This is a genomic window from Protofrankia sp. CiP1_Cm_nod1, from assembly GCF_920888515.1.
Classification (GTDB): domain Bacteria; phylum Actinomycetota; class Actinomycetes; order Frankiales; family Frankiaceae; genus Protofrankia.
Window position 1 is genome coordinate 1 of the sequence record NZ_CAKKTM010000140.1, and the last position, 26,410, is coordinate 26,410.

The 26,410-nt window shown below is 71.0% G+C and carries 18 protein-coding genes, 1 tRNA gene and 1 pseudogene; 12 read left to right on the forward strand and 8 right to left on the reverse strand.

The window, feature by feature from the left end:
• A pseudogene (locus tag NBX02_RS06835) lies at positions 1-782 on the forward strand (hypothetical protein); the annotation flags it as partial.
• A gap of 199 nt (positions 783-981) precedes the next feature.
• Positions 982-1,842, forward strand: coding sequence for a polysaccharide deacetylase family protein (locus NBX02_RS06840; protein ID WP_250290497.1), 861 nt, complete (start codon positions 982-984; stop codon positions 1,840-1,842).
• A 78-nt stretch (positions 1,843-1,920) separates the two neighbouring features.
• On the opposite strand, the gene NBX02_RS06845 is transcribed toward NBX02_RS06840, so the two are convergent.
• The gene (locus NBX02_RS06845; RefSeq protein ID WP_250283124.1) at positions 1,921-3,489 is read right to left on the reverse strand and encodes an aldehyde dehydrogenase family protein; all 1,569 of its coding nucleotides are present in this window, start codon (positions 3,487-3,489) and stop codon (positions 1,921-1,923) included.
• A 511-nt stretch (positions 3,490-4,000) separates the two neighbouring features.
• Here NBX02_RS06845 and NBX02_RS06850 point away from each other — a divergent pair.
• The 4 genes from NBX02_RS06850 (at position 4,001) to NBX02_RS06865 (ending at position 8,823) form a co-directional block, all read left to right on the forward strand.
• Positions 4,001-4,702, forward strand: coding sequence for a response regulator (locus tag NBX02_RS06850; RefSeq protein ID WP_250283122.1), 702 nt, complete (start codon positions 4,001-4,003; stop codon positions 4,700-4,702).
• Positions 4,703-5,088: 386 nt separating this feature from the next.
• Positions 5,089-6,606 carry a hemolysin family protein gene (locus NBX02_RS06855; RefSeq protein WP_250290499.1) on the forward strand — a complete coding sequence of 506 codons (1,518 nt, stop codon included), beginning with the start codon at positions 5,089-5,091 and terminating at the stop codon, positions 6,604-6,606.
• Positions 6,603-7,682, forward strand: coding sequence for a hemolysin family protein (locus NBX02_RS06860; protein WP_250284870.1), 1,080 nt, complete (start codon positions 6,603-6,605; stop codon positions 7,680-7,682). The genes NBX02_RS06855 and NBX02_RS06860 overlap by 4 nt, the downstream gene beginning before the upstream one ends.
• A gap of 139 nt (positions 7,683-7,821) precedes the next feature.
• Complete coding sequence (locus tag NBX02_RS06865) at positions 7,822-8,823, forward strand: 2-hydroxyacid dehydrogenase (protein ID WP_250290501.1); 1,002 nt, start codon at positions 7,822-7,824, stop codon at positions 8,821-8,823.
• A gap of 159 nt (positions 8,824-8,982) precedes the next feature.
• Here the strand turns inward: NBX02_RS06865 and NBX02_RS06870 are convergent.
• The 3 genes from NBX02_RS06870 to NBX02_RS06880 all read right to left on the reverse strand — a co-directional run bounded on the left by NBX02_RS06870 (position 8,983) and on the right by NBX02_RS06880 (position 11,762).
• A tRNA-His gene (locus NBX02_RS06870) sits at positions 8,983-9,055 on the reverse strand.
• A gap of 270 nt (positions 9,056-9,325) precedes the next feature.
• Entirely contained in the window at positions 9,326-10,084 is a 759-nt protein-coding gene (gene orn, locus NBX02_RS06875; protein ID WP_250284873.1) for an oligoribonuclease, read from the reverse strand.
• 118 nt (positions 10,085-10,202) lie between these two features.
• On the reverse strand, positions 10,203-11,762 hold the full coding sequence (locus NBX02_RS06880; RefSeq protein ID WP_250290503.1) for a CoA transferase: 1,560 nt from the start codon (positions 11,760-11,762) through the stop codon (positions 10,203-10,205).
• 863 nt (positions 11,763-12,625) lie between these two features.
• On the opposite strand from NBX02_RS06880, the gene NBX02_RS06885 reads away from it, so the two are divergent.
• From NBX02_RS06885 to aat, 4 genes are all read left to right on the forward strand, one after another.
• Positions 12,626-13,729, forward strand: a complete 1,104-nt coding sequence (locus tag NBX02_RS06885; RefSeq protein WP_445548304.1) for a ferritin-like domain-containing protein — start codon at positions 12,626-12,628, stop codon at positions 13,727-13,729.
• Between the two features lie 318 nt (positions 13,730-14,047).
• Positions 14,048-15,043, forward strand: a complete 996-nt coding sequence (locus NBX02_RS06890; protein ID WP_250290504.1) for a pirin family protein — start codon at positions 14,048-14,050, stop codon at positions 15,041-15,043.
• A 644-nt stretch (positions 15,044-15,687) separates the two neighbouring features.
• Complete coding sequence (locus NBX02_RS06895) at positions 15,688-18,054, forward strand: GGDEF domain-containing phosphodiesterase (protein WP_250290522.1); 2,367 nt, start codon at positions 15,688-15,690, stop codon at positions 18,052-18,054.
• Between the two features lie 35 nt (positions 18,055-18,089).
• On the forward strand, positions 18,090-19,070 hold the full coding sequence (aat, locus tag NBX02_RS06900; protein WP_250290506.1) for a leucyl/phenylalanyl-tRNA--protein transferase: 981 nt from the start codon (positions 18,090-18,092) through the stop codon (positions 19,068-19,070).
• Positions 19,071-19,383: 313 nt separating this feature from the next.
• On the opposite strand, the gene NBX02_RS06905 is transcribed toward aat, so the two are convergent.
• From NBX02_RS06905 to modA, 3 genes are all read right to left on the reverse strand, one after another.
• Positions 19,384-20,553 (reverse strand): aminotransferase class I/II-fold pyridoxal phosphate-dependent enzyme, encoded by a 1,170-nt coding sequence (locus tag NBX02_RS06905; protein ID WP_445548302.1) that lies wholly within the window; start codon positions 20,551-20,553, stop codon positions 19,384-19,386.
• A 525-nt stretch (positions 20,554-21,078) separates the two neighbouring features.
• A complete protein-coding gene (locus NBX02_RS06910) occupies positions 21,079-21,312 on the reverse strand; it encodes a ferredoxin (RefSeq protein WP_250284884.1) in 234 nt (77 codons plus the stop codon).
• Positions 21,313-22,102: 790 nt separating this feature from the next.
• Positions 22,103-22,909 carry a molybdate ABC transporter substrate-binding protein gene (modA, locus tag NBX02_RS06915; RefSeq protein ID WP_250284886.1) on the reverse strand — a complete coding sequence of 269 codons (807 nt, stop codon included), beginning with the start codon at positions 22,907-22,909 and terminating at the stop codon, positions 22,103-22,105.
• Positions 22,910-23,903: 994 nt separating this feature from the next.
• Between modA and NBX02_RS06920 the strand changes: the two genes are divergently transcribed.
• Positions 23,904-24,149, forward strand: coding sequence for a type II toxin-antitoxin system Phd/YefM family antitoxin (locus NBX02_RS06920; RefSeq protein ID WP_047223212.1), 246 nt, complete (start codon positions 23,904-23,906; stop codon positions 24,147-24,149).
• Entirely contained in the window at positions 24,149-24,400 is a 252-nt protein-coding gene (locus NBX02_RS06925; RefSeq protein WP_047223211.1) for a Txe/YoeB family addiction module toxin, read from the forward strand. The genes NBX02_RS06920 and NBX02_RS06925 overlap by 1 nt, the downstream gene beginning before the upstream one ends.
• A gap of 95 nt (positions 24,401-24,495) precedes the next feature.
• Here NBX02_RS06925 and recQ read toward each other — a convergent pair whose 3' ends face one another.
• Complete coding sequence (gene recQ / locus NBX02_RS06930) at positions 24,496-26,403, reverse strand: DNA helicase RecQ (RefSeq protein ID WP_250290525.1); 1,908 nt, start codon at positions 26,401-26,403, stop codon at positions 24,496-24,498.
• Positions 26,404-26,410 lie beyond the last annotated feature (7 nt).

A 26,410-nucleotide genomic window follows, 5' to 3' on the forward strand; every position in this document is an offset into this window, starting at 1 on the left:
CGGCTGTGCCGGACCCGGCCGGCCTGGCGTCCGCCACGCCGGCGGCCGGCACCGCCGAGCCTGTCGTGCCGGCCGCCGCCGGGCCGGGGAAACGCCGCCGTGCGCTGGGCGTGCTGGTACCGGTGGTGGGCGGCTTCGCGCTGGCGGCACTGCTGCTGTTGCTGGTACCGGGGCTCGGGCTGCGTTCCCCGGATCCGAGGGTGACCATCTCGGCGGCTCCGCCGTCCGCGCCGGGCGGTGCCACCCCCAGCGCGTCCGCCGCCGCCTCGGCCGCCCCGGCCGCATCGGCTTCCGTCGCGGGGCCGCCGGGCAGCCAGGTCCCGGGTACGGGGGCGCCGGTCGTCCTGCCTCCCCCCGCGGCTTCGTCGGTGCCCGCCAGCGCCGTCCCGTCGCAGCCGGATCCTGCGACAAGCTGCGCACCACGCAACCGGAACGTCACGGACTACGCCGGACGGACCTTCCCCACGTACAACTGCCGTACCTACGTCGGTTCGGCCGTCTACGCCAACGTCCAGGCCGGGCAGGAGCCGCAGGAGCTCGACGACAGCGGCTACATGAACGCCGCGCCAGCCGTCTGGGTGGTCTGCCAGCTGCGGGGCCGGGCTAATCCCGTGGTACAGGGCAACACCAACACCTGGTGGCTGTACACCCAGGGTGATAGTTCCCGGCCCAACACCCATGGCTACCCGGCCGCCTGGGGGTATCTGCCGGCGACCGTGGTGGCCCAGGGAGGGCAGGACGAGCCGATCCCCGGGGTGCCCACGTGTTCGTCGTACCTGTAGGGCCCCGGCTGCCGGCAGGGGCCGGCGCGGGGGTGGCGTCTCGCCCCGCGCGGGGCGCCCCGGCGGCGGTCGGACCGGCCTGTCGCGCCTCCCGCCCGGTGCTCCGCTCCGCGGCGGCGTCCTGCCTCGTGCCCCTGGCGTCCGGCCTCGTGCCCCCGGGTTTCGTCAGGCTCGTGAACGGTGTGGGAAGGTGTCCGGCATGACGTACCTGCCAGGCGTCGAGGAGGCAGCGTCGTGGTGGCCGGCCCGTCCGACCGGGCGTGCCGGGCAGGCCGGACGGGCCGGGAACCGGGCCGGGGATGCCGGCGGGCGGGCCGGGAACGCCGGGCGGGCGGGCTTCGTCCGGGCGGTCGCGGGCGCTGGTGCCGCCGCGCTTCTCACCCATGCGGTCCCCTCGGTGGCCACCCTGCGCCGGCTGCGGCTCCACCTGATGCCCGGGCTCGCCGGGATCGGCGCGCCGGACCACGTGGCGCTCACCTTCGACGACGGCCCGGACCCGGCGTCCACCCCGCTGTTCCTCGACGTGCTGGCCGAGCTGGACCTGCGGGCGACCTTCTTCGTCCTCGGGACGATGCTGGAGCGCGCGCCACACCTGGCCGAGCGGATGGTGGACGCCGGTCACGAGCTGGCCGTCCACGCCTGGGACCACCGGCCGATGCTGCTGCGCGGGCCGCGCTCCACCTACCGGCAGCTGTACCGGACCCGGGAGCTGATCACGACGGTGGCCGGGCATCCGCCGCGGTTCGCCCGGCCACCGCACGGCATCCTGTCCGCGGGGTTCCTCCTCGCAGCCCGCCGGCTGGAGCTGACCCCGGTGCTGTGGACGGCCTGGGGCCGGGACTGGACGTCGACGGCCACGCCGCTGACCGTCCTCGACACTCTCGCCCCGGACCTGCGCGGCGGCGGGACCGTCCTGCTGCACGACTGCGACTGCACGTCCGCGCCGCGGGCGTGGCGCAGCGCCCTCGGCGCACTGCCCGAGCTTGCCGCCCGCTGCCATGACCTGGGCCTTCGCCTCGGCCCGCTGGCCGAGCACGGCCTTCGCCCCGGAATCATGTGATCGCATCCTGCTGGACCGCGGAACGAGGGAACAAACGGTCGCCCCGGTGGTCGTTCACGTACTCGCTTCCCAGGAATGTCAGGTCTCCGGGTACAGCGAGTAGCCGGGGAAGTTGCCGTACAGCCGCTCCCCGGGGTCGCTGCCCACGGTGACGGCGTGCACGAGGTGGTCGCCGCCGACGAAGGCCCCCTTCCAGGACGCGCCGCGGCCGCCGAACGGCTCGTCCCGGTCGCCCCGGGACCGCGGCTTGTTGATGCCGATCTTGAACGCCCGGATCTCGCCGCTGAGCCGCTGGGCGAGCGTCTCGTCGTCGCAGGCGAGCGAGGCGACCAGCGCACCGTTGGAGGCGTTCATCGCGGCGAGGAGCTCGGCCTCGGAGTCGACCACCACGATCGTGTCCACCGGGCCGAACGGCTCGGCATGGTGCAGCGCGCACGACGGCGGGGGAGCGAGGATCGCCACCGGCGGCACGTAGGCCGAGGTGTCCTGCCCGGGCACGAAAGCGCCGTCGGCGATCGCCCCCCGGTACAGCGGCACACCGCCCTTGCTGATCGCCTCGTCGATCTTCCTGGCGAGCTCGGCGGACTTCCCCGCGTTGATGACGGGCCCGTAGTCGAGTTCGGGCAGCGGGTCGTCATCGTGCGCGACGGCCAGCGGATGCCCGAAGCGCACCGATGTGACCACGGGCAGGTAGGCCGCGAGGAACTGGTCGAAGAGCTGGCGCTGGACGACGTAGCGGGGGTACGCGGTGCAGCGTTGCTTGCCGTACTCGAAGCCCTTTTTCAGGTGGCTGGCCAGCAGGTCCCACTGGGAGAACTCCCAGATGCCCCAGGTGTTGAGGCCCTCCTGCTCCAGGAAGTGCCGTTTGCCGGTGTCGACGAGTGCCGCGGCGACCTGCCCGCCGGCGGAACGCCCGCCGACGAACGCCAGGCAGCCGATCTCCGGTGCCCGCACCAGCGCGCTCGACAGCCGGGAGCCGGACCCGGACACCAGCGCCACCGGGAGCCCGGCGCGGTGCGCCAGCGCGCAGGCGAGGGTCAGGCAGGCCGCCCCGCCGTCGGTCGGGGTCTTGGCGATCGCGGCGTTGCCGGCGAGCACCTGCACGAGCATGGCGTGCATGAGCACGCTCATCGGGTAGTTCCAGCTCGCGATGTTGCTGACCGGGCCGGGCAGCGGGCCGCGCCCGTCGATCATCCGGTCGATCTCCTCGAGGTACCAGCGGACGCCGTCGAGCGCGCGGTCGACGTCGGTGCGCGCCAGCCGCCACGGCTTGCCGATCTCCCAGACCAGCAGCAGCGCGAGCAGGTCGCGGTGATCGTCCATGGCGTCCACCGCGGCGGTGACCCGCGCCCTGCGCTCGGGGAGCGGTACGTCCCGCCAGTGTTTGTGGTCGTCGAGGGTGGCGCGGATCGCCTCGCGCGCCTCGTCCGGTTCGATCATCGGCGGGCCGGCGATGGGCGAGCCGTCAACCGGGGTGACGCTGCGCAGCGGCTCTCCGGTGCGGCGCCACTGGCCGCCCCACAGGTTGCGCAGCCGGTCCGGGCCGAAGGCCTCGGGCGCGGCCTCGTGGCATCGGGCGTACGCCTCGGACCAGCTGTTACCAGGCTTGACGTGACGATGGAACGTGTTGCGGGAAGGTGTGACCATGACCACAGGCTGCCCGTGATCGGCCCTGAGCGCTACCGGCGCCACACCGCGAAGTGCGAGCGGCCGGGGCTCGGCCGCGAGCGGCGGGTGGCATGCCGGGCGTTCGGGCAACGGCGGCGAGTATCGTCATCTGGGCGTCCAAAATATTACACAGAGTAGTTGTTGCGACGGCGGGCTCGGTGCCGAGCTCACTCTCGTGGGCCTGTTGGCCATGGTCGCGGGCCCGTTGGGGGATGTGTCATATGCCCAGTTCGGGGTTGATGATTCGCCCTCTTCGCGGGTATGGTGACGGTGTGTCGTCAGCGTCATAGCAAGCGCCGTAGCAGGAAGGCGGCGCGTATCATTCCGATATGTCGGAAGCGGTATCCGTGCATGACTCGATCGGTGCCGGTGTGGAGACACGGCTCTGTGTAAGTACCCCATCACATAGAGTGGGCACATGCGTCGATCGCAGCTCGTCCGCCCGGCAGCCCGTTGTTGGACCATCCGTGCCAGATAGCTCCGATCTGTGATGATGATTGGTGTTCTGCCACCTGTGGCACCTCAGTCCGAGCCCATCCGGGTGCTCGTGGTCGACGACCATGAGCTGTTCCTCCAGGGTCTGGAAACCGTTCTTGATCTTGAAGAGGACATCACCGTCGTCGGTCGCGCCGGCGACGGCCGACAGGCCGTCACGATAGCCACGGGAACCACGCCGGACATCGTCCTGATGGACGTCCGGATGCCCTACCGCGACGGCATCGACGCGGCGAGCGCGATCAAGCGTGAGGTGCCGACCGCGAAGATCGTTATGTTGACGGTCAGCGACGACGAAACCGATCTTTTCGAGGCGATCAAGGCGGGGGCGGTCGGTTACCTCCTGAAGTCCATCCCCCCGCACGAGGTGGCCAGCGCGGTCCGCGCGGTGCACAACGGGCTGAGCCTGATCAGCCCGTCGATGGCGTCCAAGCTCATGGTCGAGTTCGCCGCGCTCGCCCGTGGTTCCGAGGACCGGCCCAGCCGGGTGCCCGCACCCCACCTCACCGCCCGTGAACTGGAGGTCCTCAAGCTGGTCGCGGAGGGGCGGGCCAACCGGGAGATCGCCCGGAAGCTGTTCATCAGCGAGAACACGGTCAAGAACCACGTCCGCAACATCCTGGACAAACTGCAGCTGCACTCGCGGATGGAGGCTGTCATGTACGCCGTCCGGCAGGGCCTCTTCGAGATCGAATAGCGCGGGGCCGAACAGGGCGGGGCCGGCCAGGGGCTCCCCCTGGAGCGTGTTGGTGAACCGTGTTTTCCGCGCGCTTCCGGGCCCCGCTCCGCGGGCCGGCCGTCATCGTGGCCGAGGCGTCGCGGGCTGGGGGAGCGTGGGGGCACGTACGGCGCGCGGGCTGCTCCGACCTGTTCGGACGGCTGTCCAAGGCGGCCGGACGCGGGCATCCTGGTGATGTGTACGTGCAGGCGCCCCGCGGGAGCACTCGGGCACCGCCGGTGGGCCGCCTTCCCGCCCGCGGCGGGTTCTGTCACGCCTACCTCCGAGAGGGCCATGCCTAGTCCCGATATACCCAGTCATAGTCCGACGCCTGCCCTGGACCGGGCCGACCTGGGCAGGCGACAGTGATCGAGTGGCTCCTCATCCTGATCAGCGTTGTGCTGGTCGGGGTCTGCGGCGTTTTCGTCGCCGCCGAGTTCTCCCTGGTGACGGTCGACCGGATGACCGTCGAACGTGCCGCGGCAGCCGGTGACCGCAGGTCCGGAGGCGTCCTCAAGGCGCTCACGAAGCTCTCGACCGAGCTCTCCGGCGCACAGCTCGGCATCACCATCACCAACCTGGCGATCGGGTTTCTCGTGGAACCGGCGATCGCGCGCCTGCTCCACGGCCCGCTGAAGGCCGCCGGGATACCCGCGGGAATGGCCACCGGCGTCGCCGTCGCGATCGCCGTGCTGCTCGCCACGGGCGTCACCATGATCTACGGCGAGCTCGTCCCGAAGAATCTCGCGGTGGCCCGGCCGCTGGCGACCGCGCGGATGGTGCAGGGGTTCCAGCGGGGGTTCAGCCGGGTGGCCGCCTTCCTGATCCGCCTGCTCAACGGCGCCGCCGAGGCTCTGCTGCGGCGGCTGGGCATCGAGCCGCAGGAGGAGCTTGCCTCGGCCCGCTCCGCGCAGGAGCTGTTCTCCCTGGTCGGCCGGTCCGCGGAGCAGGGCACGCTCGCGCCGGAGACCGCGACGTTGCTGCAACGCTCGCTGGCGTTCGGGCACAAGCAGGCCGCGGACGTCCTAACCCCCCGGGTCCGCATGTGGACGGTCGGGGCCGGTGACCCGGTCAGTGAGGTGATCGCGCTCACCCGCCGGACCGGGCACTCGCGTTTCCCGGTCGTCGGGCAGGACCTCGACGACGTGGTCGGTCTGGTCCATGTCAAGCACGCGGTCGCCGTCCCCGAGGACGACCGGGGCGTCGTGACCGTCGGCGACGTGATGGTCCCTCATCTGAGCGTGCCGTCCACGATCGAGCTCGACCCGCTGCTGGAGACGCTGCGCCGCGGCGGGCTGCAGATGGCGGTCGTCATCGACGAGTTCGGCGGCACGGACGGCCTGGTCACCATCGAGGACCTGATCGAGGAGCTGGTCGGCGACGTCGTCGACGAGCACGACCGGGTCGGGCTGCGCGCGGCCCGGCGCCGGGACGGGACGTGGCTGCTCTCCGGCCTGCTCCGCCTCGACGAGGTGGCGCAGACCGTCGGCGTCCACCTGCCGGTGGACGAGGCGTACCAGACGCTTGGCGGGCTTGTCGCCGACCGCCTCGGCCGGGTGCCGGTCGCCGGCGACGCGGTCGAGGTCGACGGCGTCACCCTCACCGTCCAGCTCATGGACGGCCGCCGGGTGGACCGGGTCCGTCTGGTTCCCGCGCACGTCCGTGCCGACGGCGAGCCTCCAGCGGATGGCGGCTCTTCTACGGCTCCTACGGGAGGTGGCCCTCCCGCGGGCGGCGAAGCCCCCAGGGATGAAGCCCCCAGGGATGAAGCCCCCAGGGACGGTGGCCGTTCCGCGGATGACGACCGTTCCGGGAACGGCGGCCGTCCCGGGGGCGGGTGGTGCGGCTCCGCCGCCCCGGACGCGATGGGGGCGCTGCGGTGAACGTCCCGCTCGCGCTCTTCCTCACCGTCGTCCTGCTGCTCGCCAACGCCTTCTTCGTGGGAGCCGAGTTCGCGCTGATCTCGGCCCGGCGCAGCGCTATCGAGCCGCTGGCACGGGCCGGTTCGGCCCGTGCGCGGATCACGTTGCGCGCGATGGAGGAGGTCTCCCTGATGCTGGCCGGCACCCAGCTGGGGATCACTGTCTGCACCCTGGGGCTCGGCTCGCTCGGGGAGCCCGCGGTCGCGCACCTGCTCGAAGGCCCGCTCGAGGCGGCCGGGATGCCGCACGCCCTGCTGCACCCGGTCGCCCTCACCGTCGCCATGACGGCGGTCGTGTTCCTGCACGTGGTCATCGGCGAGATGGTGCCCAAGAACATCGCCCTGGCCGGGCCGGACCGCGGCGCCCTGCTGCTCGTCCCGCCCCTCGTCGGCATCGTGCGCTACCTGCGCCCGGCGATCGCGGCCCTGAACGCGGTCGCCAACCTCAGTCTGCGCGTCGTCCGGGTGGTGCCGAAGGACGAGGTGGCCAGCGCCTTCACCCGCGACGAGGTCGCCGGCTTCGTCGAGGAGTCCCGCCGGGAGGGGCTGCTCGACGCCGACCAGCACGGGCTGCTCTCCGGGGCGCTGCACTTCGACGAACGCAGCGCGCGCAGCGTCCTGCTGCCTCTCGACAGCCTGGAGACGGTCGAGGCCGGGGTCACCCCCCGGGGGGTGGAGGCGATGGCCGCCCGGACCGGCTTCTCCCGCTTCCCGGTCCGGGCGGCCACCGGCGAGCTCATCGGGTACCTGCATCTCAAGGACGTCCTGGAAACCAGCCCGCGCAAGCGGGCGGCGCCGGTCCCCACCAAGTGGGTCCGCCCGCTGGCCAGGGTCGGTGCCGACGACCGGCTCGCGACGGTGCTCGCCACGATGCAGCGCAGCGGGGCGCACCTGGCCCGGGTCACCGACCAGGGAGGACGAATCCTCGGGGTCGTCGCGCTGGAGGACGTCCTGGAGGAGCTTGTCGGCGAGATCCGGGACGACAACCAGCCGGCCGCCCAGGCGGGCAGGCTCTCGGGTGACTCGGCCCTCGGGTGACCCGGCCCTCGGGTGACTCGGCTCTCGGGTGACTCGGCTCTCGGGTGACCCGGCCCTCGGGTGACCAGGCTCCCGGGCGGCCGGCGTCCAGGGCGCAGGGAGAGTGATCGTGATATTTCGGGCCGGTTAGCCTTCGTCCATGGCAGGAACCGAAGCGGGCACGGTCGTGGTCAGCCTTCCGGACAGGCGCTGGATCGACCTGGTCGGCCCGGTCCCGGCCGTGCGGGCCGTGGTGTGGGACGCCGGCTCCGACCCGCGGCGGGCGGGCGTGCTGGACGCCGAGTTCCTCGTTCCCCCGTACATGAAGCAGGCGGACTGGTCCCTGGTCAACGGCCTGCCCCGGCTCCGGGTCGTGCAGACGCTTACCGCGGGTTACGAGGATGCCATCGCCAACGTGTCCCCGAGGGTCACGTTGTGTAATGCGGCGGGGGTGCACGACGCTTCCACGTCCGAACTGGCCGTGGGGCTCGCCCTGGCGCAGCTGCGGGGGATCCCGGCCGCGGTCCACGCGGCCGGGGCCGAACGGGGGCGCTGGCAGCCGCGCACCCTGCGCTCACTGGCGGACCGGAGGGTGCTCGTGGTGGGCGCCGGCGGCCTCGGGACGGCCATCGCCGCCCGGCTCGAGCCGTTCGAGGTGTCGCTGACCCGCGTCGCGAGCCGGGCCCGGGACGACGGGCGCGGCCATGTCCACGCGGCCGCCGAGCTGCCGGCCCTGCTCCCGGAGCAGGACGTGGTCGTTCTGGCCTGCCTGCTCAACGAGAGCACCCGCGGCCTTGCCGACGCCCGGTTCCTCGCCGCGATGCCGGACGGCGCGCTGCTGGTCAACGTCGCCCGGGGAGCGGTCGTCGACACCGACGCCCTGCTGCGCGAACTGTGCGACGGGCGGTTGCTGGCGGCCCTCGACGTCGTCGAGCCGGAGCCGCTGCCCGATGATCACCCGTTGTGGTCCGCGCCCGGTGTGCTGCTGACCCCGCATCTCGGCGGCAACACCAGCGCGTTCAAGCCCCGCGCCGCCGCGTTTCTCCGGGACCAGATCGCCCGGTTCGCCGCCGGCGACACGCTCCAGGCGATCGTCGCCGGCCCGCCGGCCCCGGGTCACCCTCCGAGATCGCCATCCCAGCGCCATAACCAGACACAATGATCGATATTTCAGTACCAGGCAGGCATTCGACCAGCCGCCAGGGGGTGCAGGGGGGACGGAATCCCCCTGACATGGGGGTCCCAGGGGGTTCCCCCTGGGCCGGCATGACGCGGGAGCCTGGGAAGGTGGCCGAAGGCCACCGAACAGGATCCAACCGAGGGTGAGTGACGGGACTTGAACCCGCGACACCCGGGACCACAACCCGGTGCTCTACCAGCTGAGCTACACCCACCACGTGCTGAAGAACCACACATCAAAACCGAACCGCTGGCCGTCAGCGGTTGCGCACCCGCTGGGGCGTACACCCATGACTGGCCGGCCAACTGTTCAGGCCCGGCCCATAGTACCGGTCGATTGTCCTTCTGGCGAAACGCTTTGCGGTGCCACCGGCGGGCCGGGCTCGTGCCCGGACGGTGACCACTTCCCGATGGCGGCCGCGCTCGGCGGACGGTGACCTTGCCCCGGTGGATGGTGACCGTGCCCGGACGGCCGCCCCGGCCGTTCAGACGGCCGCCGGTGGGGTCCGCGCGGCATCCGCCGGGGCGCGGCTCGTGGGAGTGGTCGCTGCGGGAGCGGTCGCTGCGGGAGCGGTCTCCGCCGAGGCGGCGCCCGTCGGTGCGGATGGCAGGCTGCCCGCGTCGTCGCCCGCGCCGGTCTCCCGGCCTGCCGTTTGGGTGATCTCCTGGGCCGCCGCCCGGGCGAACTCGCTGGTGGGTCCCGGCTGCGGCACGAAGATCACTTGTCGGTAGTAGCGCAGCTCGTCGATGCTCTCCTGGATGTCGGCCAGGGCGCGGTGCCCACCGCGCTTGGCCGGTGCCGCGTAGTAGGCCCGCGGGTACCAGCGCCGGGCGAGTTCCTTCACGGTCGACACGTCGACCATCCGGTAGTGCAGGTAGCTGTCGAGCGCCGGCATGTACCGGGCGAGGAAGTTGCGATCGGTAGCGATCGAGTTGCCGCACAGCGGGGCCTTGCCCGCGTCCGGGACCTGATCGCGGATGTAGTCGAGCACCTGCCGTTCGGCGTCGGCAACGGTCAGCGTCGATGCCCGTACGGCTTCGGTCAGTCCCGAGGCGGCGTGCATCTGCTGGACGACGGCATCCATCCCGGCCAGCGCGCTCTCCGGCGCGGACACGACCACGTCCACGCCGTCGCCAAGAACATGCAGTTCGCTGTCGGTGACCAGGCAGGCGACCTCCAGCAGGAGATCCGAGGCGGCGTCGAGCCCGGTCATCTCACAGTCGATCCAGACGAGGCGATCCATATCTGGTTGACCATAGGGTCTCCGGGCCGGAACGTCACGCGCGGGCCCGTCCGTCGCCGGTCGCCGGTCGCCGGTCGCCACATCGTGATCACAGGCAGCCTGATCGCAGGCAGCCTGATCACAGCCAGGCCGGGGACGAGGCGCCGAGCGGGAGCGGCGGATGGGACCAGGTGCGCGGGCCGCCGGCCACCCGTAGGGGCGGAAGCACGTAGGTCAGCCGCCCGCCGTGGCTGTCAACCGTGTCCAGCCACGGCGCCACGTCGACCGCCGGGGCGTTCCCGGAGGCGCTCGCCACGGCCGCGCCACCGGCCGTGGCACCGCCGGTGACGGCTCCACCGGTTTCACCGGTCTTCCCATCAGCCCTCGCGCGCTGGGCGAGCAGCCAGGTGGCGGTCTGGGCGAGTGACAGCTGAGCATGCCAGGAACCGGGCTCCCGGTGGCGCAGTGTGAGAGCGCGCAGGACGGCCGCCGCCGTCAGGTAGCCGGTGGCGTGGTCGAGCGCCTGGGCGGGCAGCACCCCTGGCCGGCCTTCTGACCGGCCTTCTGACCGATCTCCTGACCGATCTCCTGACCGGCCCTCCGAGCGGCCCTCTGGCCGGCCGCTGCCCGGATCGTCGCCGGCTTCTGTCGTGGCTATGCCCGTGGCAGCCTGGACGATGCTGTCGAACCCGCGCCGGCCGGCCCACGGCCCGGCCGGTCCCCATGCGCTCAGCGTCACCACCACGATGCCGGGACGCCGCTCGTGCAGCGCCCGCGGCGACAGCCCGAAGCGGTCCAGTGCCCCGGGGCGGTACCCGCTCACGACGACGTCCGCGGACGCCAGCAGCTCCTCGAACGTCCGTCGGTCGGCCGGGCGTCCGAGGTCGAGAAAGGCCGATCGCTTGCCCGGGCCGGTGTCGAGGTGCTGGGCCGGGATCTCGGGCAGCCGCGGGCTGTCGACCCGCAGGACGTCGGCGCCGAGGAAGGCGAGGGTCCTGGTGCCGATCGGGCCGGCGATGACCCTGGTCAGGTCGAGGACGCGGATCCCGGCGGCGGGCCGGCCGCGCTCGCGGGCCGGGCGATGCCCCGCGCCGGGCGGGTGCCCGTCGCCCAGGCGGTGCATACCGGCCAGGGGCAGCCCGGCGAGGGCACGGCCCTGCGGGTGCTCTCGCCACCCGGCGGTGTCCCGTACGGCCGCGGCCACGCCGCCGTGCGCCACCACCCTGTCCTCGACCTCGGTCGCGGGCAGCGTGGCCACGGCCGCCCTGACCGCGGCTGTCGGGTCGGTCGCGGTGTCGGCGATCCCGAGCGCCGCCCGCAGCCGGGCCCGATGGTGCGGGTAGTTGCCGTGCAGCCGCACCCAGCCGTCCGCCGTGGGCAGGAAGGCCGACAGCGGATCCATGCCGATCTGCGGCCGGCCGTCGAGGCGCAGATGCCGTTCGCTGGTGAAGGCCGCGGCCACCGCGCCGCTGTCGATCGTCAGCGGCTCCCCGCCGCGTGGGCCCGCTCCCGCGGGTATGGCTGCCTCCGCGGGTATGGCGTTGAGTTCGCCGGCCGCGAGCCCGACGACGGCCACGCTCGCCTGGGCGAGCGCGCTGACCGGCAGCCGTGCTGGCAGGGCCTGCGGCGAACCGATGATCGTCACCGTGTCCTGGCCGGGAAACTCGCCGCCGAGCGCTCGCGCGGCTTCGGCGATCATCTCCCGAACATGACGAAAATGTGATTTGTCACTCATCGATGGGCCGTTTTCGCGCACGGACGTCGGCACCCGCGCCCTTGCGACGACATCGCGTGCGGCTTCCGCGACATCGCGTACGGCGGGCCGTCGAGCCGGTGGGCGCTCCGGGCCGCTGTACCGGCCCGCGAAGGGGCGGACCGTCCGGTGTCAGCGGCGCCAGGCCGGGCGCCCCGGCGGCCGGACCGCCACCCGGCGGTGGCGATGGCTGTCACGGGGACGTTGACGGCTCCGGAGCCGTCCCGCCGCTCGCAGGCGTTCTTGTCGCAGGAAATCCGGTCGACTGCAGATGCGGTCCACGGCCCCGACGGTAGCGGTCCAGCCGGCTTTCGGGGCCAGTTGTCACAAACCATTAACTTTACCGGCGGCGTGTCGAGCATCTTCACCCCCCCCAGGAGATGAGCCCGCGGGGGCGGACGGGATGATGCCCGGCCGCGTCACCACCCGATGTCAGTGTGTGGTGAGCCCGCCGGCGTGGCCTCGGCATGACAGCCGATGCGGCGGTCGGTGCGGCAATCGACGTGGCGCTCGACTGGCAATCGACGCGGCGGTCGATGGGACAACTGTCCGGCGGCTGTTCCACGACATGCTGTCCGTCCAGCGGCACGGCGGCTGTCCAGCGGGTGGCGTGACTCACCAGGTACCGTGACGATGTGGGCATGGACGATGTGGGCGGATGCGACAGGCCCGGCCGAGGGCGGCCGGTTCGTCGTGGCGTCCTGTCGGGGCTGCCTCCCCGGTCCGCGCGAGCGGCCGCCGGCGGTACGGACGACCGGGATCGCGCTGCCGGCCGGCCGGCCCGGGCCTGGTGACTGGAGGTTCGGCCCATCAGCGCACATGACCGCTACGACGCGTCGGCCGGCGACCGCACCTGGAGCATCCCCATGGCCGGCGACGCCCGGTTCTCCTGGGACTACGCCGACGGCCGGGCCCGGCTGCTGGCCCTCTACCAGCAGGGCAAGGACAAGCAGTGGGACGCCACGACCAGGATCGACTGGTCACAGGAGGTGGATCCGCACCACCCCCTGGGGCTGTCGGACCGGACGGTCCCGATCTACGGGCTCCCGCTGTGGGACAAGCTCGGCCGGCGGGAGCGCGGCGAGCTGCGCCAGCATCTGATGGCCTGGCAGTTCAGCCAGTTCCTGCACGGCGAGCAGGGCGCGATGATCTGTAGCGCCCGGATCGTCGAGTCCGTCCCGGACATGGACGCGAAGTTCTACGCCGCGACCCAGACGATCGACGAGACGCGGCACGCGGAGATCTACTCCCGCTTCCTGACGGAGAAGATCGGCCTCCTGTACCCGATCAACCCCGAGCTGCGCTCCCTGCTGGCGACGACGCTGAGTGACAGCCGGTGGGACATGCCGTACCTGGGCATGCAGGTGCTCATCGAGGGTCTCGCGCTGGCCGCCTTCGGCGTCCTGCGGGACGTCGCCACGGCGGCGCTGCCCAAGCAGATCCTTTCCTACATCATGCAGGACGAGGCCCGGCACATCGCGTTCGGGCGGCTGGCGCTGCGCGACTACTACGCGCAGCTGTCCCGCCGGGAGCTCGACGAACGCGAGGAGTTCGTCGCCGAGAGCTGCTGGCTGATGCGTGACCGGCTGCGTGGCGCCGAGGTCTGGGAGAACCTCGGCTTCGACGTGGACGCCTGTCTCGCCGCGGTGGAGACCTCCGAGTACATGCGGGCTTTCCGCAAGCTGCTGTTCAGCCGGATAGTGCCGTGCGTGAAGGACATCGGCCTGTGGGGGGAGAAAGTCCGCACCGCCTACGAGCGGATGGGCGTCCTCGAGCTGGCCGGTCTCGATCTCGCCGCGCTGATGCGCCGGGACGCCGACATCGCCGACGGCCTCGACCGGGCGCGGGCGCAGGAGGCCGACCTGGCCAGGCGGCGGGAGCAGGTGGCGGAGACGATCGCCACGGCGCTCTGACCCGGGCGGCCCTGCTCCAGGACCGGCTCTGGTCTGACGGATGCGTGACCGGCCGGATGGGTATGTGACGGACCGGTCGGCCGGACGCGCGGCCGACCGGCTCCGGGCGGGCGGCCGTGGACAGCCGTGGACAGCCGTGGACAGTAACGGTCATGATCGTAGTAGACGGCCGTCCGCGGCCGTCCACGGTCCGGTCGGTGGCCGTCCAGGGTCCCGTGGATCCGGCGGTCGTCCATGGCCGCCGGGAAGGGATCCGGACGATCCGGGGTTGTCATCCTCCGATAGTTGCAACAGCAACGAGAATCTGGGAGGGACAGCATGCCTGCCGTTACCGCCGACACAACCACCCTGCCGCGCCTGGCCGTACCTCTGCCCGGCCAGCTGGAGCGGCCCGTCCGGTCGGTCACGACCGCGCCGTCAGGCCGTGAGGGCGAGGGCTTTCCCGTCCGCCGCGCGTTCGCCGGGGTCAGCCTTGCCGATCTTGACCCCTTCGTCCACATGGACCAGATGGGTGAGGTCGACTACGCGCCCGGTGAGCCCAAGGGCACGCCGTGGCATCCGCACCGCGGCTTCGAGACCGTGACGTACATGATCGATGGGACGTTCCAGCACCAGGACTCCAACGGTGGGGGCGGGGTCATCACGGACGGGGCGACCCAGTGGATGACCGCGGGCGCCGGCATCCTGCACATCGAGACCCCGCCCGAGCGGCTCGTCGTCAGCGGCGGCCTCTTCCACGGCATCCAGCTGTGGGTCAACCTGCCGGCGCGGGACAAGTTCAGCCCGCCGCGCTACCAGAGCATCGAAGGCGACCAGGTCACACTGCTCGCGTCGCCGGACGCGGGCGCGCTGCTGCGGATCATCGCTGGCGGTCTCGCCGGTGACCCGGCCGGTCACCATGGGCCGGGTGCCACCCACACGCCGATCACGATGATGCACGCGACGCTGTTCCCGGGCGCGCGGCTGACGGTCCCCTGGGAGCCGGGTTTCAGCGCGCTGGCCTACGTCCTTGCCGGCTCGGGACGGGCCGGCGGCGAGGGCCGGCCGGTCCGCACCGGGCAGCTCGCCGTGTTCGGCCCCGGTGACTACCTGGCGCTCGCGGCCGACGACCGGCAGCCCGGGGCGGATGGCCGGCTGGAGGTGCTGCTGCTCGGCGGGCGCCCGATCCGGGAGCACGTCGAGATGTACGGGCCGTTCGTGATGAACACCAAGGAGGAGCTGCGCCAGGCGGTGGCCGACTACCAGGAGGGCCGGCTCGGCGTCATTCCCCCGAACGCCCTTATGCCGCACCGGGCCGCCCGCCGGTCGGAGTGATCGGACGCGAAATCCGTAGTTGATCGATTATCGGCAGTCAACCGAAGAATCGAGCCTTCTTTCGGTAATGCCGGAGATCGGTATACGGTGCAAAAACAGATGCAGATGCAGGTGCAGATGCCGGGGCGATACATATCCGTGTTCCGGTGCGCACGCTTTGAGCCCGCCACGCTTCGACAGTACGGAGCGTGACGGGCTCATGTCGATTGCGGCCCGTTGGCGTCCGCTTATACGATGTGTGTTTACCTGCTCGACTTTTCGTCGACCTCTTGACGTCTTTGGCTGGATGCCGGGAGGCTTCGGCGTGCCGTCGTGGCGAGACGGTGTTGAACTAGCGGTGCGGGAGCGTTCCCCGCGGAAGTAACCCGCCTTTGGTGATCCAGGTGTTCCGGGCGCGGTGGGAGCGTGGTCGTCACGCCACACCTGGCCCACCGGGGTCATGGGAGCTGGCAGGGCCGTCCAGCCGCATCCCGGCGGGGCGACGGCAGCCCGGGAATGACCCTCACCGGTACCGCGGGTGGCCCTGGTGCCCTCGAGCCGCTGACCCGGGCCGGGGTTACCGGGTGGGTGGTTCAGGATGAATAGGTGTCGTGATGCCAGAATGTATCCCGCTGACGCGATAATGGGGAGATGACCGCTTGACGATGTCAGTTCACACCGCTCGTCGGCTGCGGTTGATCGGTGCGGGGCAGGTCGTGCTGCTGGTGGCGGCCGTGTTTTTCGCCGTCACGACGCTCGTCGGCCTACGTGATGTGTCGTCCATCGTCAACCAGGCCGACAGGTGGCTGGGCAACAGCTTCAGCATCGCCGCCGGTGGCTTTTGTATGTTGCGTGCCATTCTGGTCCGCGGTGAGCGGCTCGCCTGGGCTGTGCTCGGCACCGGCCTGCTGTCCTATGGCGCCGGCAGCATCTACTTCACCGAGATCATGAACCATGCCGACGCGCCGTCGCCGTCGCCGGCGGACATCGGCTGGCTCGTGTTCTACGCGACCACCTGTATTTCCGTGATCCTCCTGCTGCGTGGGCGGGTCACCCGGTTTCACCCCAGCCTGTGGCTGGACGCGCTGGTGGGCGGCCTCGGCGTGGCCGCGCTGGCGAGCGGGCTCGCCGCCGCCGTCATCGGCGTGGACAACCCGGCGGGGCTGTCGGTCCTCGGCCTGAACATCGCCTACCCGCTCGCCGACCTGATGCTGCTCGTGCTCGTGGCCAGTGCGTTCGGGCTGCGGGGCTGGCGCCCCGAGAAGGCCTGGTGGCTGCTGGGGATCTCCCTCGCCGGCTTCGCGGTCGCCGACACGATCGTCACCGGCGCGATGGCGGGCGGCACCTACACTCCGGGCGGCCCGGTCGAGGCGCTCTGGGCGCTCGCGCTCGTCCTGCCGGCCTGCGCCGCGTGGCAACGGGCCCCACGGGAGATGTCCGACCGGGTCGCCGGCTGGGAGATGCTGTTCATCCCGTTCTTCTTCGCCGTCAGCGCGCTCACGCTGCTGGTGGTCGGGGCCTTCATCAGGCTGCCGCCGCTGACCGTCGTGCTCGCCGCCGGGACGATCCTGTCCGCCATCGTGCGTGCCGGCATCACGTTCACCGAGGTCCGCCAGCTCGTGGACAGCAAGATGCAGGCGCGCACGGACGAGCTGACGGGGTTCGCCAACCGCCGCGGGTTCTTCGAGCTGCTCAGCGAGGAGGAGGCACGCGACTGCGGCGCCACGCGCTTCGCGCTGCTCGTGCTCGACCTGGACCGCTTCAAGGAGATCAACGACTCTCTCGGCCACCAGGTCGGCGACGACCTGCTCAAACTCGTCGGCCGCCGGATCGAGACGGCGCTGCGCCCGACGGACCTGCTGGCCCGGCTCGGCGGCGACGAGTTCGCCGTGCTCCTCCAGGACGCCGACGCCACCGCGGCGCGGGCCGTCGCCGAGCGGGTGCTGGCCGCCCTCGACGGCCCGTTCGACGTCGACGGGGTGAGCTTCCACGTCGACGCCAGCATCGGGGTCGCGGTCTATCCCGATCACGCGGTGGCCGGGAACGTCCTGCTGCAGCGGGCAGACATCGCGATGTACGCCGCAAAGGCGGCCCGTACCCGGATCGAGCACTACCGGCCCGGCGCCGACCTGCACATCCTCGACCGCCTCGACGTCATCGAGACCCTGCGGGCCGGGCTCGGCCAGGACCAGCTGCGCCTGCACTACCAGATGAAGGTCGACCTGCGCACGGGCATCTGCCACGCGGTGGAGGCCCTGGTGCGCTGGGAGCATCCCACCAGGGGGCTGCTCCAGCCCAACGAGTTCCTGCCCATGGCCGAGCACACCGGGCTGATGCGCACGCTGACCCTCGAGGTGCTCGGGCTGGCCCTCGACCAGTGCCGCCAGTGGTGGGACGCCGGCCTGAAGATCGGTGTCGCGGTCAACCTCTCCGCGCCCAACCTGCTCGACAAGGGATTCCCGGCCGAGGTCAGGGACCTCCTCACGGCGAAGGGGGTGCCGCCGAGGGCACTCGAACTGGAGATCACCGAGACCGCTCTGATGCTCGACCGGATCCGGACCGCGGCCGTGCTCGGCAGCCTGCGGGAGATGGGGGTCCGCATCGCCGTCGACGACTACGGCACCGGCTACTCGTCCCTGGCCTACCTGCGGGAACTGCCGGTGGACGTGCTCAAGCTGGACAAGTCGTTCGTCATCCACCTCGACTCCGACCCGCTCTCGGCGGCCATCGTGCAGTCCACGGTGGGGCTGGCGCACTCCCTGGCCCTACGGATCGTGGCCGAGGGGGTTGAGACCGAGACGGCCATGGGCCGGCTGGCCGACTACGGCTGCGACTTCGCCCAGGGCTTCTACCTGGGCGCACCCCAGCCCGCCGACAAGCTGACCCCGCTGCTGTGGCACCGCAACAATCGCCGCGCGTATTCCTCCTCCGGGGAGGGCGGATACCCGCCGTCCCGATTAGAGCGGGTGACAGCGGCTGACCTGATGGCCGACGGGGCCGAGCCCGCCCGCGCCGGTCACCCGTGGACCTGACCACCATGGACGCGGGCGGCACAGGCTCAGGCGGCATGGACCCGGGCGGTATGGACCCGGGCGGCATGGACCCGGGCGGGGGCGGCGCGGACCTGACCGGCCCGCCCCGGCATCCTGGCCGGTCGGTGTGGGACTCCGTGGCGGAGGTCGGTCCGGCCGATCCCGGTGACGCTCCGTTCGCCTTCGGTGGTGATCTCTCCCCGGCGACCCTGGTCGGGGCCTACCGACGGGGCGTCTTTCCCTGGCCGCCCGACGAGCCGCCCGACGAGCCGGCCGGCGGTCCGGTCGCGGTGGCGAATGCCCTGGGGCCCGGTGACCCGGCGGCGGCCGGCGGCCGGCCGCCCATCTTGTCCCGCGACGCCCAGGAACTGTCCCCCGACGTCCAGGAACTGTCGCGGGATACCCGGGGACGGGCCGATCTCGCCTGGTGGAGCCCGGATCCGCGCGGTGTACTGCCCGTCGGCGGGGTGCGCGTGGCCGACTCGCTGTTCAAGCGGATGCGCGCGTGCGACTGGACGACCACCCTCGACCACGCGTTCGTCGACGTCGTGCACAACTGCGGCCAGGGCACCCGGCGTACCTGGATCACCACCGAGCTCGCCGGCGCCTACCAGGAGCTGCACCGGCTCGGCTGGGCGCACAGCGTCGAGGTGTGGCAGGACGACGAGCTCATCGGCGGGATGTTCGGCGTGCTCGTCGGCGCCGCCTTCATGGCCGAGTCCATGTTCCACGTGCGCACCGACGCGTCCAAGGCCGCGCTCGTCGACTTCGACGCGCGGTTCGCGCCGGCCGGTGGCCGGCTCGTCGACGTGCAGTTCGTCACCGCGCACGCGAAGTCCATGGGAGCGGTCGAGATCCCGCGGGTGCGTTTTCTCACGGAGCTGCGGCAGGCACGGGATGCCGAGGTGCGGCTTGACCGCGGCCGGCTACCGGTCACCCGGCTGGCCGAGCTGGCCCGGCAGGCCCGGCAGGCCCGGCAGGCCCGGCAGGCCCGGCAGGCCCGGCAGGCCCAGTAGGCCCGGCAGGTCAGTAGGCCCGGCAGGTCGGCACGACGCTCGGTAGGTGCCGTGGGCATCCGGGCGGGACAGGCGTGGCAGTGGCCCGCGGTGGCTCGCGGTGGCACAGCCCCGCTGGGCCGGTGTCCGCCGGCCGGAGGTCTGGGGCCGTGCCCGGCCATCCGCGCGCCGGGCACGGCCTGACCGGCTGCTCGCCGGTCCCCGTCGGGCTTCCCTTCATGGCTTCTTATGGCTTCTTATGGCTTCTTACGCTTCCGCCGTTTCCCCGGTGCGGTCCTGGACGACCGTCGTGGCGTTACGGTGGGTACGGGTGCTATCCGTCCTGGGCGGGCGCGGCGTCCGACAGCATGTCGGCGACCTCGGCGAGCACCTCGAGCAGGTGGCTGATCTCCTCGTCGGTGTTGGCCGCGGTGACCTGGATGCGGAACCCCACCTTCTCGCGCGGCACCATCGGGTACGGCGCCAGGGTGGTGTAGATCCCCCGGTCGAACAGATGGTCGCCGATGGCGTCGATACGGTCCGGGGCGCCGACCGGTATCTCGATGATCGGGCTGCCCGACCGGTTCGGCGAGGCCAGCCCGAGCCGCCCCATCCCGTCGAGGATCCGGGCCGTCTTGCGGTGGAGATCCGCGCGGATCGCGTCGCCCCGCCGGGCGTTGAGCGCGAACCCGGCCTGCACGGTCGCGAGCGAGGCCACCGGGGACGGCCCGGAGAAGGTGTGCGGGGAGGTGGCCGCCTTGAGGTGGTTCTTCACCTCGGTCGGGCAGGCGAGGAAGGCCAGCAGGGACGAGTAGGCCTTGGAGAAGCCCGCTACCAGGATGATCCCGTCGTAGCTCTCCCCGACATGGCGGATGAGGCTGTTGCCCTGGCTGCCGTAGGGGCTCAGTTCGTCGGGCCGGCGCTCGCCGATGACGCCGAAACCGTGCGCGTCGTCGATGTAGAGGAGCGCGTCGTTCGCGCGGGTCACCCGGGCCAGCTCCGCCACCGGCGGGATGTTGCCGGTCATGCTGTTCAGCCCGTCGACGCACACCAGCCGCGGGTGGCTGCGGCAGGCCCGCAGCATCTCCTCGAGCTCGGCGGGGTTGTTGTCGTCGAAGCGCTGCACGGTCGCGCCCCAGGCCCGGGCCATGACGCAGCCGTCGTGGATGGAGCGGTGCGCGTTGCGGTCGATGAAGATCGTTCCCTGCCCGGCGAGGGCTGGGATGACCGACAGATGGATGTGCGTGATCGTGGGGAGTGCCAGGCTGTCCTCGGCGCCGAGCAGGTCGGTGAGCTCCTGCTCGATCTCGACGAACAGCCGTGGGGTCGCGATCATCCGTGACCAGCTCGGATGCGTGCCCCACCTGGCCAGGTACTCCGGCACCGCCGCGATGATCTCTGGCTCGAGGTCGAAGCCGAGATAGTTGCAGGACGCGAAGTCGGTCAGCCAGTGGTCGCCGACCCGCATCTGGCGACCGTCCACCTCGTCGACAATCGCCTCCATCATTGGATGCGTTTTCCGTAACCGTGCCATCTCCGACATTGGACCGAGCGGCCGGGCCGGTAACCAACGGTGGGCTTCCGGGCGCTCAGAAGAAGCGTGGAGCGAGGGTAAATCCTGCGCGGTCTTTGACAACTTCCCTCCTCAGCAGGCGAGGGTTTCCACGCTAACCGTATTTTCGATGATCGCAGCGTTACGGGGCTTGTAACCGGCCATTGTGTCGGCTGTATGTCAGTCGCTTGTCGGACGACTACCCGCTGATAGATATTGATCTACCCTTGGTGATGGCCGGCAAAAAATGTTCCCGTAATGTCACCCGACGAGACCAGATGAATCCTTCTGGATTCTCGTCGCCGGCATGTCACGGCCCGTCGGCCGGCGGCTCGCCGGCGCTTCGCCCGCCGGCCGTTCCGCCAGTGCCCCGTCCGGCGGGCCGGATCCTGCCCGGCCCGCCGGGCCCGCCGAGCCGGTGGGGCGGCCCGGCGAAACCCCTGGTAGGAGCGGTTGTGAGCGTGCTGTCCCGGCCCGTCAGGCCGCCACGCGCCCGATCGCCTCGGCCGGGCAGAACTCGAGAGCCTGCAGCAGCATCTCCTCCTCGTCCTCGTTCACCGGCTGCCGGCAGATGTAGTGGACCTCGCGCTCCTCGTCGTGCTTGAAGAAGTCCGGTGCGACTCCCCGACAGTTCTCACAGTCGGTGCACTCGGAATCGACAAAGAAAGGCCCCTCGACGTTCATGGGAAGTCGGCGCTTCTCGCTCGCCACGTCACACCTCACATTCGTTGTGGCGCCGTGCATTCGTTGTGGCGCGTTCGCGGTGGCTGCTCAGCAGATTCTAGCTGCGACGGGCACCGGCTGTCGGCCGCTGCCGGTCGCCGGGCGGTGCCGGTGAAAAAGCGCGCCCGGGCACTGTGGCCGGAGAATCCCGGGCCGGAGTACCCGGGATTCGGGAGCCATTCGCGGCGGGCCCGTGAAACATTGGCCCGGCCCGTTTCCGGGCGGCGGGAAATACGTGACATTGCTGGTACGTACAGCTGTCGTCCGGATGAAGCCGCAGCTCCCAGGGCTGATCGGGCAGCCGCTGCCGCTGCCGGGGAGCCCGTGGAGCTCCGGTGCCCATCGGCTGTGGGCCCGGTGGTGCCGCGGTCACGGGTTTTCCGGGCCGGGCGGGAGCAGTTACCCGCCGTCCGCCGTCCGCCGTCGGGAACGACCGGGTCATCCCGCTTTTACCAGCTGGAAACACGATATGTGCGCGAATCGACGGGCTGCCCGCCGGGCCGCACCATACCTGACGTGTCGAATGCCTGGCGAAGAACGGACGGATGTCTCGGTGAAAAAGGACATATGCCGGGCGGTGCCGGCCTGGAATCCTCATGGCCGTGCTCCGGGCGCGGCCACCACCGCCCCGGCCGAGCGGCGCACCGGGGCGCGTCGGGCAGGCGGCGTAGCTGCCCCCGATGACGTCTTCGGGGGTGCCTCCGGCTCACGGGAACCGGAGACACCCCCGAACGGGGCTCGCGCAGGGAGGCGGATGCCGGCTGCGGGGAGGGAGCCCTTATGAGGAGGGAGAGGCGAAACCGGCCTTGGCAAGTACCTCCTGGCCGGTCGACGACAGGACGAACTCGGTGAACGCCTGCCCGCCGCTGGCGTTCGGAGCCTTGGTCAGGGCCGCGATCGGGTAGGTGGTGGAGGCGTTCTGCTCCTTGGGGATCTCGATGCTCTTCACCTTCGCCGCGGCGGCCTGGGCGTCGGTGACGTACACCACGCCGGCGTCGACCTCGCCGAGTTCGACGGTGGTCAGCACGCCCTTCACGTCGGCGCCGTAGGTCTTCGGCGTGACCGTGACACCCGCGTTCGAGAAGACCTTCGCCGCGACCGCGCCGCACGGGACCTGGGCCTGGCAGAGCGCGACCTTCACACCAGGCTTCGCCAGGTCGGCCACGGTGGCGATGTGCGCGGGGTTGTCCGGCGGAGTGACGATCGCCATCTTGTTCTGCGCGAACGTCTTCGGGCCGGTGGCGTTGCCGGCGTCGACGACCGTGGTCATGTTCGTCGGGCTGGCCGAGGCGAAGACGTCCGCCGGCGCCCCCTGGTTGATCTGAGTGGCCAGGGCCGAGCTCGCGGCGAAGTTGAACTTCACGGTCACACCGGGATGCGCCGCCTCGAACTGCTTGCCGAGCTCGGTGAACGACTCGGTCAACGACGCGGCGGCGAACACCGTCACTGTCCCGGTTACAGACGGTGTCGCCGTCGCCGCGCCGGACGGAGTCGTCGGACCGGTGTTGTCCGTGTCCGAGCCACAGCCCACCAGGAGCGCGCACAGCAGTGCGCACAGCGCCCAGAGTTTCGAACGTGTCCTCACGCGTCCCCCTCACTGTCGTCGAGATATCCGCCGGAGTCACGATGCCGGCCGGACAATGGTTCAGCGACGTTGCTGAGAAAATTCCGTCACCACGTCGGCGGATTTCGCCGAAATCGCGGTGACCGAGCCGGAGCCGGAATCTGAACCGGAACCGGGGTCAGGGCCGGAACCGGGGCCGGCCGTGGGCGCACGGCACGCCGAGGACGCGATCCGGTGCGGACCGGTCCGGATCCCCATCTGAGCTGGCACGCCGTCGTGCCTGGCACAGATTATGATGTTGGTCGTTAGTTGCGGGTAGACCTGCCTGTTACCGCCGCGTCCGCGGTCATGCTCACGGAAACCCGTGGGCCGATGCCGTGCGCTCCCCGCCCGCCCGGAGCGCGACGGTGAGCCGCCGACGTCCCGCCGAGGGTCTGCGTCCTGAAGCGGAGCAGCCCGCCGGCGCCTGTCCGCTGCCGGCCGGCGCCGTCAGCGCCACCGGTCGGCCGGCTTCATCCGAGATCCGCAGATTCACCACCCAGGCACCTTATCGAGCGCATCCACGGTTTGTCTCCCCCTCTCTCCCCTGATCCGCGATGTGGACGTGCTCCCGGCGGATGCGGAGACGTGAGGAATGCATGATCATGTATTTTGGATGTCACGGCCGGGTCTTCCCGTTACAGGAAAAGACGGTCGAGGATGCGGTTGATAATCGTTAGGACACAGCTGGGACACCCAGTGGAAATCCGCGGCCACGTGGCCCGGACCGGACCGGAGATTCGACAATCGGATCCCATGGCGGAAAGCCATCCGACATCCCGGTCACCCCGGGTTTCATACCGGTGCTCACCGGGTGTGCGGACGGCTCCCCGAGTCCCAGGTGGTAGCGCTACGTACGCGCCAGCGGTCGTTGGCATCCATTGGGACGATCGTCAGCGCGGCTGGCATGGTCGGCGGGGCGGGGCTGGATGTCGACTAGAGTGGTACAATATCTTGTACTACTTTGGAGGGTGCTATGGCTGTCACCGCCAGTGAGGCCCGCAAGCGTCTGTTCCCGCTGATCGAGCAGGTCAATGCCGACCAGGAGCCGGTCGAGATCTTGTCCAAGCACGGCTCGGCCTACCTGGTCTCCGAAGCCCAGTTCCGCTCCATGCAGGAGACCGCCTATCTACAGCGGTCGCCCGCCAACGCGGCGCACCTCGCGGCCAGTATCGCCGAGGCCGACGCCGGTGCGGCCGAGGAACACGATCTACTGACCTGATGAGGATCGTGTTCACCGCACGGGCGTGGGCCGACTATGCGTCGTGGGCAGACGATCGCAAGATGCTCCGCCGGATCAACCGTCTGATCGAGGAGTCGGCCCGGGACCCGGCCGTCGGGATCGGTAAGCCGGAACCACTGGCCCAGAACCTGTCGGGATACTGGTCGCGGCGCATCACCGAGGAGCACCGGCTGGTGTACCAGGTGCGCGGCGACGATCTGGTCATCGTTCAGGTGCGCTACCACTACTGAATGTGCCGACCGTGATCCCTGGCCACCATGGCATGAGTGGCAACAGCGGTCATACCGACGGCCGTCCCGGGTGGGACCGGGCGAACAGGGGCTGTTCACTCGGCGAGGGTGTCGAGGATCTGTTGTCCGTACCTGGCGAGCTTGTGCTCGCCGACGCCGCTGATGGTGGACAGTTCGGCCAACGTGGCCGGCGGGCGTGACGCGATCTCACGCAGGGTGGCGTCATGGAAGATCACATATGCCGGGACGCCCTGTTCCTTCGCGACGGCCGCGCGCCAGGCGCGGAGCCGCTCGAACACCGGCATCGCCTCTTCCGACAGTTCGGCCACGGCAACGCGGCGGGACCTCGTGCCTTTGGACGCGGCCGTGCCCGCGGATGTGGCCGTGCCCGCGGACGCGGCCGTGCCCGTGGATGTGGATGCGGCCCTGGCGGCGGGCTCCGGCTCGCGTCGCATCAGGACCGTGCGCTGCCCGCGCAGCACGTCGGCGCTCGTGTCGGTGAGCACAAGGGTGCCGTGCTCACCCTCGACCGCCAGCAGCCCCTGCACCAGCAGCTGCCGCACCACACCGCGCCACTCGGGCTCGCCGAGCTCGGTGCCGACGCCGAAGACCTTCAGGGTGTCGTGATCGCGCTGGATCACCTTGGCGGTCTTCCTGCCGAGCAGGATGTCGACGAGGTGGCCCGCGCCGAACTTCTGGCGGCGCTCCCGCTGCAGCCGGAGCACAGCCGACAGCAGCTTCTGGGCGGCGATCGTGCCGTCCCACGTCCGCGGGGGTGTCAGGCAGGTGTCGCAGTTGCCGCACGGGGCGGTGCGCTGCTGCCCGAAGTAGGCGAGCAGCCCGGTGCGGCGGCACTCGACCGTCTCGCACAGCGCGAGCATGGCGTCGAGGTGGGCGCTCAGCCGCCGACGGTGCGTGAGATCGCCCGCGGACGCGTCGATGAGCTTGCGCAGCTGCACGACGTCCTGCAGGCCGTAGGCCAGCCACGCGGTCGAGGGCAGCCCGTCACGTCCGGCACGCCCGGTCTCCTGGTAGTACCCCTCGACGGACTTGGGCAGGTCGAGATGGGCGACGAAGCGTACGTCCGGTTTGTCGATGCCCATGCCGAAGGCGATGGTCGCGACCATGACGATGCCGTCCTCCCGCAGGAAGCGCGCCTGGTGCTCGGCTCTGGTGCGCGCGTCGAGCCCGGCGTGGTACGGCAGCGCCGCGATGCCGTTCGCCACCAGGAATTCGGCGATCTTCTCGACGGAGGAGCGTGACAGGCAGTAGACGATGCCCGCGTCCCCGGTGTGCTCGGCGCGCAGCAGCGCCAGCAGCTGCGCCTTCGGCTCCTTCTTCGACACGATGCGGTACTGGATGTTCGGGCGGTCGAAGTCGGCCACGAAGTGGCGGGCGCCCTCCAGGCCGAGCCGGGAGGTGATCTCGGTGTGGGTCGCCGGGGTCGCGGTGGCGGTCAGCGCCACTGTCGGCACGTCCGGCCAGCGTTCGCGTAACTCGGACAGCAGAAGGTAGTCGGGCCGGAAGTCGTGACCCCACTGCGCGACGCAGTGCGCCTCGTCGATCGCGAACAGTGCGATCGTGCCCTGGTCGAGCAGCGTGACCGTCGCGTCGACGCGCAGCCGCTCCGGCGCCAGGTAGAGCAGGTCGAGCTCACCGGCGAGGAAGGCGGACTCCACCTCGCGGCGCTCGTCGAACTCCTGGGTGGAGTTGAGGAACCCCGCCCGTACGCCGAGCGCCCGCAACGCGTCGACCTGGTCCTGCATCAGCGCGATCAGCGGTGACACCACGACGCCGGTGCCCGGCCGTACCAGGGCGGGGATCTGGTAGCACAGCGACTTGCCGCCACCGGTCGGCATCAGTACGAGCGCGTCGCCACCGCCGACGACATGATCGATGATCTCCTGCTGGCCGTCCCGGAACGACTCGTACCCGAAGACACGGCGCAGCACCCGCGCGGCGTCGCTCGCGCCGTCAGTCAGCCGGACATCGCTGTCGGCCAGCGGCGGG

Bases quoted from the DNA above. Each gene is read 5' to 3' on its own strand.
- NBX02_RS06890 (WP_250290504.1), top strand. From the start codon at position 14,048: ATGCCTGCCGTTACCGCCGACACAACCACCCTGCCGCGCCTGGCCGTA.
- NBX02_RS06845 (WP_250283124.1), bottom strand. From the start codon at position 3,489: ATGGTCACACCTTCCCGCAACACGTTCCATCGTCACGTCAAGCCTGGT.
- NBX02_RS06920 (WP_047223212.1), top strand. From the start codon at position 23,904: ATGGCTGTCACCGCCAGTGAGGCCCGCAAGCGTCTGTTCCCGCTGATC.
- aat (WP_250290506.1), top strand. From the start codon at position 18,090: ATGGACCCGGGCGGTATGGACCCGGGCGGCATGGACCCGGGCGGGGGC.
- NBX02_RS06865 (WP_250290501.1), top strand. From the start codon at position 7,822: ATGGCAGGAACCGAAGCGGGCACGGTCGTGGTCAGCCTTCCGGACAGG.
- NBX02_RS06895 (WP_250290522.1), top strand. From the start codon at position 15,688: ATGTCAGTTCACACCGCTCGTCGGCTGCGGTTGATCGGTGCGGGGCAG.
- NBX02_RS06850 (WP_250283122.1), top strand. From the start codon at position 4,001: ATGATGATTGGTGTTCTGCCACCTGTGGCACCTCAGTCCGAGCCCATC.
- NBX02_RS06880 (WP_250290503.1), bottom strand. From the start codon at position 11,762: ATGATCGCCGAAGCCGCGCGAGCGCTCGGCGGCGAGTTTCCCGGCCAG.
- NBX02_RS06840 (WP_250290497.1), top strand. From the start codon at position 982: ATGACGTACCTGCCAGGCGTCGAGGAGGCAGCGTCGTGGTGGCCGGCC.
- NBX02_RS06925 (WP_047223211.1), top strand. From the start codon at position 24,149: ATGAGGATCGTGTTCACCGCACGGGCGTGGGCCGACTATGCGTCGTGG.
- orn (WP_250284873.1), bottom strand. From the start codon at position 10,084: ATGGATCGCCTCGTCTGGATCGACTGTGAGATGACCGGGCTCGACGCC.
- NBX02_RS06905 (WP_445548302.1), bottom strand. From the start codon at position 20,553: ATGGAGGCGATTGTCGACGAGGTGGACGGTCGCCAGATGCGGGTCGGC.